The 12993-nt window shown below is 67.0% G+C and carries 10 protein-coding genes; all 10 read left to right on the forward strand.

The features are described from left to right. A partial coding sequence (locus AC1DOC_RS03840) for an amidohydrolase family protein (protein WP_478129421.1) occupies positions 1–826 on the forward strand: 826 nt, incomplete at its 5' end. A 6-nt stretch (positions 827–832) separates the two neighbouring features. Next, on the forward strand, positions 833–2362 hold the full coding sequence (locus tag AC1DOC_RS03845; RefSeq protein ID WP_018904165.1) for a sugar ABC transporter ATP-binding protein: 1530 nt from the start codon (positions 833–835) through the stop codon (positions 2360–2362). A gap of 17 nt (positions 2363–2379) precedes the next feature. Next, positions 2380–3408 carry an ABC transporter permease gene (locus AC1DOC_RS03850; protein WP_018904166.1) on the forward strand — a complete coding sequence of 343 codons (1029 nt, stop codon included), beginning with the start codon at positions 2380–2382 and terminating at the stop codon, positions 3406–3408. Between the two features lie 29 nt (positions 3409–3437). Beyond that, positions 3438–4385 (forward strand): ABC transporter substrate-binding protein, encoded by a 948-nt coding sequence (locus tag AC1DOC_RS03855; protein ID WP_018904167.1) that lies wholly within the window; start codon positions 3438–3440, stop codon positions 4383–4385. Between the two features lie 21 nt (positions 4386–4406). Beyond that, positions 4407–5687 carry an L-fuconate dehydratase gene (locus AC1DOC_RS03860; protein WP_018904168.1) on the forward strand — a complete coding sequence of 427 codons (1281 nt, stop codon included), beginning with the start codon at positions 4407–4409 and terminating at the stop codon, positions 5685–5687. Positions 5688–5716: 29 nt separating this feature from the next. After that, the gene (locus AC1DOC_RS03865) at positions 5717–6493 is read left to right on the forward strand and encodes an SDR family oxidoreductase (RefSeq protein ID WP_018904169.1); all 777 of its coding nucleotides are present in this window, start codon (positions 5717–5719) and stop codon (positions 6491–6493) included. Positions 6494–6534: 41 nt separating this feature from the next. Continuing rightward, complete coding sequence (locus tag AC1DOC_RS03870) at positions 6535–6864, forward strand: L-rhamnose mutarotase (RefSeq protein ID WP_478129422.1); 330 nt, start codon at positions 6535–6537, stop codon at positions 6862–6864. Between the two features lie 245 nt (positions 6865–7109). After that, complete coding sequence (locus tag AC1DOC_RS03875; RefSeq protein ID WP_018904171.1) at positions 7110–8375, forward strand: hypothetical protein; 1266 nt, start codon at positions 7110–7112, stop codon at positions 8373–8375. Positions 8376–8667: 292 nt separating this feature from the next. Continuing rightward, a complete protein-coding gene (gene aceE / locus AC1DOC_RS03880; RefSeq protein ID WP_018904172.1) occupies positions 8668–11340 on the forward strand; it encodes a pyruvate dehydrogenase (acetyl-transferring), homodimeric type in 2673 nt (890 codons plus the stop codon). Positions 11341–11348: 8 nt separating this feature from the next. Next, positions 11349–12959 (forward strand): dihydrolipoyllysine-residue acetyltransferase, encoded by a 1611-nt coding sequence (gene aceF / locus AC1DOC_RS03885; RefSeq protein WP_018904173.1) that lies wholly within the window; start codon positions 11349–11351, stop codon positions 12957–12959. Positions 12960–12993: the final 34 nt, after the last annotated feature.

Here is a 12993-nt window from a genome sequence, read left to right on the forward strand (position 1 = left end):
CGACTACACATGGCTGCGCGCCGATGTGCCCGCCCTTGCGCCGCTGGTGCGCGACTTCCTTCCCGAACATCTCGCGCCCCTGCTGCGGGCGCACGGTGTCGAGCGGACCGTGCTGGTGCAAGCAGCCGATTCGCAGGCCGAGACCGGCTTCATGCTCGAGCTGGCCAGTGCGCACGAGGTGGTGGGCGGCGTGGTCGGCTGGGTCGACCTGGGCAGCCCCGACGCCGTGGCCTCGCTCGAGCGCATGGCGCAGCACCCCAAGTTCAAGGGCGTCCGGCCGATGCTGCAAGACCTGCCCGACGACGACTGGATCGCGCGCATGCCGCGTGCCGATGCCATCGAGGCCCTCATCCGCCTGGGCCTGCGCTTCGATGCGCTGGTGAAGCCGCGGCACCTGCCTTCGCTGCTGCGCTTCCTGGAAGACTGGCCGCAATTGCCCGTGGTGATCGACCACGCCGCCAAGCCGCCCGTGGGCGCGCACGGCAGCGAAGCCTTCGCGGCCTGGCGCAAGGACATGGCCGCGCTCGCCGCGCTGCCGCAGGTGTGCTGCAAGTTCTCCGGGCTCTGGGGCGAGGCGCCGCAGGCGGCGCACCACGATGTCGATGTGGCGGTGCGCGCCGTGCGCCCGGTGTGGGAGCCGCTGCTCGAGAGCTTCGGCCCCGCGCGCCTCATGTGGGGCAGCGACTGGCCGGTGCTCACCCTGGCCGGCGACTACGCGGGCTGGATCGCCGTCAGCGAAGCCTGCATCGGCCGCCTCTCGGACGCCGAGCAGTCGCACATCTGGCGCGGCACCGCGCAGCGCTTCTATGGCCTCTCGGCGGACTGAACACGCATGGCACCCATCGTCACCATCCGCGACCTCTGCAAGTCCTTTGCCGGCGTGCGCGCGCTCGACAAGGCGCAGTTCGACCTGCTGCCCGGCGAGGTGCATGCGCTGATGGGCGAGAACGGSGCSGGCAAGTCCACCCTCATGAAGGTGCTGGCCGGCGTCTACGGCAAGGATTCCGGCGAAGTGCTGTTCGACGGCCAGCCCGTGGACATCGCGAGCCCGCGCGCGGCGCAGGCGCTGGGCATCGGGATCATCCATCAGGAACTCAACCTGATGAACCACCTGAGCGCCGCGCAGAACATCTTCATCGGCCGCGAGCCGCGCGGGCGCTTCGGCCTCTTCATCGACGAAGACGCGATGCGCGCCGAGGCCGAGCGCATCTTCGCGCGCATGAACCTGCGGCTCGACCCGCACACGCCGGTCGGCGAACTCACGGTCGCCAGGCAGCAGATGGTGGAGATCGCCAAGGCGCTGTCGTTCGACTCGCGCGTGCTCATCATGGACGAGCCCACCGCCGCGCTCAACAACGAGGAGGTGGCCGATCTGTTCCGCATCATCGGCCAGCTCCGGTCGCAGGGCGTGGCCATTGTCTACATCTCGCACAAGATGGACGAACTCAAGCGCATCGCCGACCGCGTGACCGTGATGCGCGACGGCCAGTACATCGCCACCGTGTCGATGGCCGGCACACCGATGGACTCGCTGATCGCGATGATGGTGGGCCGCCAGCTCACCGAGGTGGAGAACGACTTCCCCGACACCTCGGGCAACGAGGTCGTGCTCGAGGCGCGCGGCATCACGCGCGGCGCGGTGGTGCGCAACGCCAGCTTCGTGCTGCGCAAGGGCGAGATCCTGGGCTTTGCGGGGCTCATGGGCGCGGGCCGCACCGAGCTCGCGCGCGCGGTGTTCGGCGCCGACGCCATCGACGCGGGCGAGGTCTTGGTGCACGGCAGGAAGGTGTCGATCAAGTCGCCCGAAGATGCCGTGCGGCACGGCATCGGCTATCTCTCCGAAGACCGCAAGCACTTCGGCCTGGCCGCCGGCATGGACGTGGAAACCAACATCGCGCTGCCGAGCATGAAGAAGTTCCTGTCGATGGGCGTCTTCATCGACCAGGCCGCCATCGAGGCCGCGGGTGAGCGCTACGTGAAGCAGCTCGGCATCAAGACGCCCTCGGTGCGCCAGCAGGTGCGGCTGCTCTCGGGCGGCAACCAGCAGAAGATCGTGATCGCCAAGTGGCTGCTGCGCGACTGCAGCGTGCTCTTCTTCGACGAGCCCACGCGCGGCATCGACGTGGGCGCCAAGGCCGAGATCTACCGCCTGCTCAACCAGCTGGCAGCGGAGGGCAAGGCCATCGTGATCATCTCTTCGGAGCTGCCCGAGATACTGCGCGTGAGCCACCGCGTGCTGGTGATGTGCGAAGGCCGCATCACCGGCGAACTGGCGGGGCGCGAAGCCTCGCAGGAAAAGATCATGCAGCTCGCCACCCAGCGTGAAACCGCTGTTGCTGCCGCTGCTGACGCCACCGCCTGAGGACTGGAGACAACGCCTTGACAACCCCCACCGCCACCACCGCCGCCGCCGCACCGGGCTTCTCGCTGAAGGCGCGGCTCTTTCGTCCCGCCACGCGGCAGAAGCTCCTGGCCTTTGCCAGCCTGATTGCGCTGCTGGTGTTCTTCAGCTTCGCGTCGCCGCAGTTCCTGCAGACCGACAACCTCGTGAGCATCCTGCAGTCGACCGCGGTGAACGGCGTGCTGGCCATTGCCTGCACCTTCGTCATCATCACCGCGGGCATCGATCTTTCGGTGGGCACGCTGATGACCTTCTGCGCGGTCATGGCCGGCGTGGTGCTCACCTACATGGGCATGCCGCTCGCGCTGGGCATCACGGCGGCGATCTTCTTCGGTGCGCTGGCGGGGTTTGTCTCGGGCGTGCTGATCGCCAAGCTCAAGATCCCGCCCTTCATTGCCACGCTGGGCATGATGATGCTGCTCAAGGGCCTGTCGCTCGTGATCTCGGGCACCAAGCCGATCTACTTCAACGACACGCCGGACTTCCCGGCCATCTCGCAGGATTCGCTGATCGGCTACTTCATTCCATCGCTGCCGATTCCCAACGCGGTGCTGATCCTCTTCCTGGTGGCGGTGGCCGCGAGCATCGTGCTCAACAAGACCATCCTCGGGCGCTACACCTTCGCGCTCGGCAGCAACGAGGAGGCCGTGCGCCTGTCGGGCGTGAACACCGATTTCTGGAAGATCGTGGTCTACACGGTGAGCGGCGGCATCTGCGGCATCGCGGGCCTCCTGATCGCCTCGCGCCTGAACTCCGCGCAGCCGGCGCTGGGGCAGGGGTACGAACTCGATGCGATCGCGGCGGTGGTCATCGGCGGCACCTCGCTCAGCGGCGGCACCGGCACCATCGTGGGCACGATCATCGGCGCCTTCATCATGAGCGTGCTGACCAACGGCCTGCGCATTCTCTCGGTCGCGCAGGAATGGCAGACGGTGGTCACGGGCGTGATCATCATCCTGGCCGTGTACGCGGACATCCTGCGCCGCCGCAGCAGCAGCGCGCACTGATCCTTTTCCACAACCCAAGGAGACTTCGCATGATCCAGAGAAGAAGAGCCACCGCCGCGCTGGCCGCGGCCCTCGTCGGCCTGCCGGCCTTCGCCCAGGCGCAGCAGGAGATCTACATTCCGCTCGTGTCCAAGGGCTTCCAGCACCAGTTCTGGCAGGCCGTGAAGTCCGGCGCCGAGCAGGCCGCCAAGGACCTGAAGGTGAAGGTCACCTTCGAGGGCCCAGAGACCGAGGCGATGGTCGACAAGCAGATCGACATGCTCGCCGCCGCGCTCGCCAAGAAGTCGCAGGCCATCGGCTTTGCCGCGCTCGACAGCCAGGCCGCCATTCCGCTGCTGAAGAAGGCGCAGGCCGCCAAGATTCCGGTGGTGGCGTTCGACTCGGGCGTGGACAGCGACATTCCCGTGACCACCACCACCACCGACAACAAGGCCGCCGCCGCGCTGGCTGCCGACAAGATGGCCGAGATGATCGGCAAGTCCGGCGAAGTGGCGCTGGTGGTGCACGACCAGACCAGCCGCACCGGCGTGGACCGGCGCGACGGCTTCGTCAACCGCATCAAGTCGGCCTACCCGAACATCAAGATCGTGAGCGTGCAGTACGGCGGCGGCGACCAGTTGAAGTCGACCGAGATCACCAAGTCGATCCTGCAGGCCTCGCCCAACCTGAAGGGCATCTTCGGCGCCAACGAGGGCTCGGCCATCGGCGTGGTCAACGGCGTGAAGGAGATGAAGCGCAGCGGCAAGGTCGTGATCATCGGCTACGACTCCGGCAAGCAGCAGAAGAACGCGATCATGGACGGCAGCATGGCCGGCGCCATCACGCAGAACCCGGTGGGCATGGGCTACAAGACGGTGGAAATGGCGGTGAAGGCGATCAAGGGCGAGAAGCTGCCCAAGGTGGTCGATACCGGCTTCTTCTGGTACGACAAGACCAACATCGCTGACCCGAAGATCGCATCGGTCCTGTACGACTGATTTTTTGCAGAAAGCCCGTTCATGACCATCGTCCGATCCATGCGCGTGCTGGACGTGCGCTTTCCCACTTCGCAGCAGCTCGACGGCTCCGACGCGATGAACCCCGACCCGGACTATTCGGCGGCCTACGTCGTGCTGGAGACTGACCAGCCGGGGCTCGAAGGCCACGGCCTGACCTTCACCATCGGCCGCGGCAACGAGATCTGCTGCGCGGCCATCGAGGCGATGCGCCACTTGGTGGTCGGGCTCGACCTGCAGTGGGTGGCCGAGGACATGGGCCGCTTCTGGCGCCACATCACCTCGGACAGCCAGCTGCGCTGGATCGGACCCGACAAGGGCGCCATCCACCTCGCGACCGGCGCGGTGGTCAATGCGATGTGGGACCTGTGGGCCAAGTCCGAAGGCAAGCCGGTGTGGCAGCTGGTGGCGGACATGAGCCCCGAGGCGCTGGTGCGCTGCATCGACTTTCGCTACATCACCGACTGCATCACGCCAGAGGAAGCGCTTGTGTTGCTGCGCGATGCGGCCGCCGGCAAGGCCGAGCGCATCGCCACGCTGAAGGCCGATGGCTACCCCTGCTACACCACCTCGGCTGGCTGGCTCGGCTACCCCGACGAGAAGCTGCGGCGGCTCGCGCAGGAGGCGGTGGATGCGGGCTTCAACCACCTCAAGCTCAAGGTGGGGCGCGACCTTGCGGACGACATCCGCCGGTTGACGGTGGCGCGCGAAGTGCTCGGTCCCGACCGCCACCTGATGATCGACGCCAACCAGGTCTGGGAGGTCGGCCAGGCCATCGAATGGGTGCGGCAGCTGGCCTTTGCCAAGCCCTGGTTCATCGAGGAACCGACGAGCCCCGACGACGTCGAGGGCCATCGCAAGATCCGCGAGGGCATTGCGCCGGCGGTGAAGGTGGCCACGGGCGAGATGTGCCAGAACCGCATCATGTTCAAGCAGTTCATCATGCGCGGCGCGATCGACGTGGTGCAGATCGATGCATGCCGCCTCGGCGGCGTGAACGAGATCCTCGCGGTGATGCTGATGGCCGCGAAGTACCAGCTGCCCGTGTGTCCGCACGCCGGCGGCGTGGGGCTGTGCGAGTACGTGCAGCACCTGTCGATGATCGATTACCTGTGCATCTCGGGAACGCGCGAAGGGCGCGTGATCGAATATGTGGATCACTTGCATGAACACTTCGCCGAGCCCTGCGTGATCCGCGGCGCGGCCTACATGCCGCCCACGGCCGTGGGCTTCTCGATCACGATGAAGCCCGACTCGCTCGAGCGCTACCGCTTCCGCGGATAGTTGGATCAACAGAAAGGCATCGGGCGCTCATGGACCTGAATCTGAAGGACAAGGTGGTGCTGGTCACCGGCGGCGGCAGCGGCATTGGCGCGGCCATTTCGCTCACGCTCGCGCGCGAAGGCGCGGTGCCCGTGATCTGCGGGAAGAACCCGCTGGACGCGGCGTTCGAGCAGGAGCTGCACGCGCTGCAGCCGCGGGCGCGGTTCCTTCAGTTCGACCTGATGGAAGAGGCCGCCTGCGGCCAAGCCGTCGAGAGCAGCGCCGCGGAGTTCGGGCGCATCGACGGGCTGGTCAACAACGCGGGCGTGAACGACAGCGTGGGACTCGAAGCGGGGCGCGAGGCATTCATCGCATCGCTGGAGCGGAACCTCGTCCACTACTATGTGATGGCGCATTTCTGCCTGCCGCACCTGAAGGCCAGCCGCGGCGCGATCGTCAACATCTCCTCGAAGACCGCCCTCACGGGGCAGGGCAATACCAGCGGCTACACCGCGGCCAAGGGCGCGCAGCTGTCGCTGACGCGCGAGTGGGCGGCCTCCTTGCTGGAGGAGGGCGTGCGCGTCAACGCGGTGATACCGGCCGAGGTGATAACGCCGCTCTACCAGCGCTGGATCTCGGCCTTCGACGAGCCCGACCGCAAGCTCGCGGCCATCACCGACAAGATCCCGCTCGGCCGCCGCATGACCACGCCGCAGGAGATTGCGAACACCGTGGTGTTCCTGCTCTCCGAACAGGCCTCGCACACGACGGGGCAGTGGGTGTTCGTGGACGGCGGCTACACGCACCTGGACCGGGCGCTGACCTGATCCTTCGCGCTTCCCTTCACCCGCCACCAGACCCGACGACCATGCGCCACTGCCTTGCCCTCGACCTGAAAGACGACCCCGCACTGATCGCCGAGTACGAGGCCTATCACCGCGACATCTGGCCCGAGGTGCGMGCRCATCTGCATGCGCACGGCGTRACGGGCATGGAGATCTACCGGCTCGGMACGCGRATGGTGATGCYGATGGAAACSGACGAYGCGCGCTACGACGCCGAGGCGATGGCGGCCGCGACGCGCAGCGATCCGAAGATCCGCGCGTGGGAAGAATTGATGTGGAAGTTCCAGGCGCCGACGCCCTGGACGCCCGAAGGGGAGAAGTGGTTGGAGATGGATCGGATCTTCAAGCTGTAGCTGCCTGCAGTTTCGACATTCCCTTTTTGTCGGCTGCAGCGTGAACGCCGGCCAGGGCTGTCGCAGGTCGGTCCCGGAAGCGACGCTCCGTGTCACTCTTTCGGTCCGATCTGCATGTTCCTTCCTCCCTGCATGCGCGGGTACGGATCGTGCACCTTGTGCCGCGGCATTCGATTCGCTTTTCAATCTCGATCAACCTTTCTCTTTCATTTCCCATGTTTTCTCGACGATGCGTTTTCGCGCTGATGCTTTCGGTGCTCCTGTTCGGCTGTGGCGGTGGCGGCGGAGGCGGCGGTAGCCAGGGTGGCGGCGGCTTCGCCGGCCTGGCGGGCCTGGCCGGCAGCAATGGCAGCCAGGGCCCTACCGGCGGCCAAGGCGGCGGCGGCACCGGTGCTGCAGGTGGCACGGGCGATGCAGGCGGAGCCGGCGGCACAGGCAGCGGCGCTTCGCCCACCGTCCCGGCGACTGCCGCATTGGCGGCCAAGCTCGGCAAGCCCGCGCGCGTGCTGCTCGGACTCGGCGCGGGCAACACCCTCGCGCAGATGAAGAGCCAGGACATCCACCCGGACATCATGGACGCCTACCTCGTGGGCGTGGGCGCAGGCGCCTGGCCCACCTGGAACAGCCCCGACGGGGCCTACATCACCGTCACCGCGCAGGCCGCCCAAGCCTACGGCGCCGTCCCGATGTTCACGCTCTACCAGATGGCAACGAGCGGCGAGGGCAACATGAGCACCATCAACGACACGGCCTTCATGAACGGCTACTGGTCGCAGGTGCGGCTGATGTACCAGCGCATCGCAGCTCTGGGGACGCCCGTCCTGGTCAACCTGGAGCCGGACTTCTGGGGCTTCGTTGCGGCGCAAGCGCCGGGCCGTGACGCAACGCGGCTGTCGGCCCTGGTGAACAGCCAGCCCGAATGCAGCGGATTGCCCAACACCGCCGCGGGCTTGGGCCAATGCCTGGTGCAGATGGGCAGGCAGATTGCGCCCAAGGCACTGCTCGGGTTCCCGCCCGCATTCTGGAGCGGCACCGCTGCCGAGATCGGCGCGCAAATGCGCGCGGTGGGGGCGCATCAGGCGGACTTCATCGTCGCCCAGACCACCGACCGCGACGCGGGTTGCCGGGAAGTTGCGTCGCCGCCCGCGGAATGCACAGGGCGAAGCGGCCCGTTCTACTGGGACGAAAGCAACGTCGCCAGCCCCAACTTCCACGAGTCGCAGCGCCAGATCTCGGACTACCGCGCAGCGCTGGGCAACGGGCTGCCGATCCTGTGGTGGCAAACGCCGATGGGCGTGCCCTCCGCCACGCCGGGCGGCACCGACCTGCACTACCGCGACAACCATGTCGACTACATGCTGCGCAACGCCCAGGAGTACGGCGACACCTCCGCCTTCGCGATCGTCTTCAGTGCCGGAGGCAGCGTCCAGACCTCGATCAGCACCGATGGCGGCCAGTTCGCGCGCCTGTCGGCGCAGTACCTCGCACGCGGCGGTGCCGCCTTGAAGTAGCAGCGGTCGGCAACGGCGGAGGCATGGCACTCCTGCCCTTGCCGCGCCCGGCATGAGAGCCGGCATGACGTCAGGGTTCACCCCAATCACCGGTCCGGCGATTCGGACGGCCCCATCGCCGCGCATCCGGATCGTCGGCGGGGYGTCCATTTCATTCCTGCCTCGTTCCCCATGAAATCAACGACTTAGCGTGCCCTGCGCGCCACGCATCGCGTGGCACATCGATTGCTCTGTACCAAGGCTGGCCGCATCGCCCGATGCAGGTCCCGGCCATGACACAGGAGACAAACCGATGAGCACCATGGGTGACCTTGACCCCACGGAAACCGGCGAATGGGTCGACGCGCTCGGCGCGGTCCAGCAGCACCGCGGCAGCGAGCGCGCGAACTTTCTGCTGAACCGCCTCGTCGACGAGGGCCGCCGCGAAGGCGTGTACGTGCCGCGCTCGCTGAACACGGCCTACAGGAACACCATCCCGCCCGAGAAGGAAGAAAAGTCTCCCGGCAACCGCGAGATCGAGCACCGCCTGCGCTCGATCATCCGCTGGAACGCGATGGCGATCATCCTGCGCGCCAACAAGGATTCGTCCGAACTCGGCGGCCACATCGCGAGCTTCCAGTCGGCGGCCACGCTCTACGACATCGGCTTCGGCCACTTCTGGCATGCCGCCACCGACACCCACGGCGGCGACCTGCTGTTCATCCAGGGCCACAGCTCGCCCGGCATCTACGCGCGTGCCTTTCTCGAAGGCCGCTTGAGCGAGCAGCAGCTGCTCAATTACCGGCAGGAATCCGAAGGCAACGGCATCCCGTCGTACCCGCACCCCTGGCTCATGCCCGACTTCTGGCAGTTTCCCACCGTGTCGATGGGCCTGGGCCCATTGATGGCGATCTACCAGGCACGCTTCCTCAAGTACCTGCATGGCCGGGGTCTCGCCGACACGGCGCCGCGCAAGGTCTGGGCCTTCATGGGCGACGGCGAGATGGACGAGCCCGAGTCGCTCGGCGCCATCTCGCTCGCAGGCCGCGAGAGCCTGGACAACCTCGTGTTCGTCATCAACTGCAACCTGCAGCGCCTCGATGGCCCGGTGCGCGGCAACGGCAAGATCGTGCAGGAACTCGAGAGCGTGTTCCGCGGGGCCGGATGGAACGTCATCAAGGTGCTCTGGGGCAGCGGCTGGGACGCGCTGCTTGCCAAGGACAAGAGCGGCAAGCTCTTGCAGCGCATGGAAGAGTGCGTGGACGGCGAGTACCAGGACTTCAAGAGCAAGAGCGGCGCCTACGTGCGCGAGCACTTCTTCGGCAAGTACGACGAGACCCGCGCGCTGGTCGCAGAGATGAGCGACGACGAGATCTGGGGCCTCACGCGCGGCGGCCACGACCCCGAGAAGGTGTTCGCCGCCTACGCCGCGGCCGTCAGGCACAAGGGCCAGCCCACGCTGATCCTGCCCAAGACGGTGAAGGGCTACGGCATGGGCGAATCGGGCGAGGGCCAGATGATCGCGCACCAGGCCAAGAAGATGACGCAGGACGCGCTGCGCGGCTTCCGCGACCGCTTCCAGATCCCGGTTTCCGACGAAGAGCTGCCCAACGTGCCCTTCATCCGGCTGGCCGAGGACAGCCCCGAGATGAAGTACCTGCACGAGCGCCGCGCCGCGCTCGGCGGCTACCTGCCCCAGCGCCGCCGCAAGTCGACCGCGCTCGAGATTCCGCCGCTTTCCACCTTCGAGCGCCTGCTCAAGGACACCGGCGAGCGCGAGATATCGACCACCATGGCCTTCGTGCAGATGCTCGGCACCTTGGTGCGCGACAAGCAGATCGGCAAGCACGTGGTGCCCATCGTGCCCGACGAATCGCGCACCTTCGGCATGGAAGGCATGTTCCGCCAGCTCGGCATCTGGTCGTCGCTCGGCCAGCTCTACAAGCCGCAGGACGCCGACCAGCTCATGTACTACCGCGAGTCGAAGGACGGCCAGGTGCTGCAGGAAGGCATCAACGAGGGCGGCGCGATGTCCAGCTGGATCGTCGCGGCCACCTCGTACAGCACGAACAACGTGCCGATGATTCCGTTCTACATCTACTACTCGATGTTCGGCCTGCAGCGCGTGGGCGACCTGGCCTGGCTGGCCGGCGACATGCGTGCGCGCGGTTTCCTGCTGGGCGGCACTGCCGGGCGCACCACGCTCAACGGCGAGGGCCTGCAGCACGAGGACGGCCACAGCCACATCCTGGCCGGCACCATTCCCAACTGCGTCTCGTACGACCCGACCTTCGCCTACGAGGTGGTGGCCATCGTGCGCGACGGCATGCGCCGCATGTACGCCGAGCAGGAGGACGTGTATTACTACATCACCCTCATGAACGAGAACTACCCGCACCCCGGCATGCCCGAGGGCAGCGAGGCAGGCATTCTCAAAGGCCTCTACCAGCTCAGCGATGGCGGCAAGACCCCCAAGAAGGGCCACCGCGTGCAGCTCATGGGCAGCGGCACCATCCTGCGCGAGGTGATGTTCGCGGCCGAGCTGCTGAAGAACGACTTCGGCATTGCCGCCGACGTGTGGAGCGCCACCAGCTACAACGAGCTGCGCCGCGACGGCATGGCCGCCGAGCGCTGGAGCCGGTTGCACCCGACCGAGCCGGCGCGCAAGAGCCATGTCGAGCAATGCCTCGAAGGACACGAAGGCCCGGTCATCGCGGCCACCGACTACATGCGCAACTACGCCGACCAGGTGCGCGAGTACGTGCAGGCCGCGGGCCGGCGCTACACCGTGCTCGGCACCGATGGCTTCGGCCGCAGCGACTACCGCAAGAAGCTGCGCCGCTTCTTCGAGGTCGACCGTTGGCACGTGGCCGTGGCCGCGCTCAAGGCGCTGGCCGACGACGGGGTGATCAAGCACGCCGTGGTGGCCGAGGCCATCGAGAAGTACGGGCTCGACGCCGAGCGCGCCGCCCCCTGGACCGTCTGAGGCACGACATGAGCAATGCAATCGACATCAAGGTGCCCGACATCGGCGACTTCAGCGACGTGCCCGTCATCGAGATCTTCGTGAAGCCGGGCGACACGGTGAAGGCCGAGGACCCGCTGGTCTCGCTCGAATCCGACAAGGCCACGATGGATGTGCCCGCGCCGCGCGGCGGCGTGGTGGAGTCCATCACCGTGAAGCTCGGCGACAAGGTCAGCGAAGGCAGCGTCGTCATGACGTTCAAGGCAGAGAGCGGTGCCGCTGCGGCCGCACCGGCACCGGCCGAAGCCGCCAAGCCCAGCGTCAGCGCCGCGCCGTCGGCCACCAGCGCGCCGGCCGGCGTGGCCGAGGTGCGTGTGCCCGACATCGGCGACTTCAAGGACGTGCCCGTCATCGAGATCTTCGTGAAGGTCGGCGACACGGTGAAGGCCGAGGATCCGATCATCTCGCTCGAATCGGACAAGGCGACGATGGATGTGCCGGCGCCGCTCTCGGGCGTGGTGACGGCCATCGGCATCAAGATCGGGGACAAGGTCAGCGAGGGGTCGGTGATTCTTTCGCTGGCGACGGGCGATGCGCCTGTGGCGGCGGCCGCTCCCTCACCCCAGTCCTCTCCCGCGAGCGGGAGAGGGAGCGAAGCGGCGGCGGCGTTGCCGCCTGTCGGCAATGCGGAGGTCGAAGCCGGCTTCGCGCTCGCCTATGCGGGCCCTGCGGTGCGCAAGCTCGCACGCGAACTCGGCGTCGACCTGGGCAAGATCAACGGCACCGGCGACCATGGCCGCATCGTGCGCGCCGACGTCGAGGCCTTCGCGAAGGGTGGCGGTGCATCTGCCGCGCCCGCTGCCGGCAAGGCTGCAGCAGCCCCCGCAGGCGGTGGCGTCGGTGGCATCGACCTGCTGCCCTGGCCCAAGGTCGACTTCGCCAAGTTCGGCCCGACCGAGCGCAAGGAGCTCTCGCGCATCAAGAAGATCAGCGCCGCGAACCTGCACCGCAACTGGGTCGTCATTCCGCATGTGACGACGCACGACGAGGCCGACATCACCGAGCTCGAACCCTTCCGCGTGCAGATGAACAAGGAGCTGGAAAAGTCGGGCGTGAAGATCAGCATGCTGCCCTTCATGATGAAGGCGGCCGTCGCCGCGCTGAAGAAGTTCCCGGAGTTCAACGCGAGCCTCGACGGCGACGCCTTGGTGCTCAAGAACTACTGGCACATCGGCTTCGCCGCCGATACGCCCAACGGGCTCATGGTTCCGGTGATCCGCGACGTCGACAAAAAGACTGTGCCCGAGATCGCGAAGGAGATGGGCGAGCTCGCCAAGCTTGCGCGCGACGGCAAGCTCAAGCCCGACCAGATGTCGGGCGGCACCTTCACCATCAGCTCGCTCGGCGGCATTGGCGGCATCTACTTCACGCCGATCATCAACGCGCCCGAGGTCGCCATCATGGGCGTGTGCAAGAGCTACTGGAAGCAGCACTCTTCGGACGGCAAGACCTACAGCTCGCGCCTCACGCTGCCGCTGTCCCTGTCGTGGGACCACCGCGTGATCGACGGCGCCGCCGCCGCACGCTTCAACGTCTATTTCGCCAACGTGCTCGCCGACCTGCGGCGCGTGCTGTTCTGAAGGAAGCTCCCAAATGGCACACACGGTGGAAGTC

The organism is Variovorax sp. 01T439_2 (genome assembly GCF_056398445.1).

Excerpts from the sequence above, each read along its gene's own strand:
- aceE (WP_018904172.1), top strand. The coding sequence starts at position 8,668 with ATGAGCACCATGGGTGACCTTGACCCCACGGAAACCGGCGAATGGGTC.
- AC1DOC_RS03855 (WP_018904167.1), top strand. The coding sequence starts at position 3,438 with ATGATCCAGAGAAGAAGAGCCACCGCCGCGCTGGCCGCGGCCCTCGTC.
- AC1DOC_RS03875 (WP_018904171.1), top strand. The coding sequence starts at position 7,110 with ATGCTTTCGGTGCTCCTGTTCGGCTGTGGCGGTGGCGGCGGAGGCGGC.
- AC1DOC_RS03865 (WP_018904169.1), top strand. The coding sequence starts at position 5,717 with ATGGACCTGAATCTGAAGGACAAGGTGGTGCTGGTCACCGGCGGCGGC.
- AC1DOC_RS03860 (WP_018904168.1), top strand. The coding sequence starts at position 4,407 with ATGACCATCGTCCGATCCATGCGCGTGCTGGACGTGCGCTTTCCCACT.
- aceF (WP_018904173.1), top strand. The coding sequence starts at position 11,349 with ATGAGCAATGCAATCGACATCAAGGTGCCCGACATCGGCGACTTCAGC.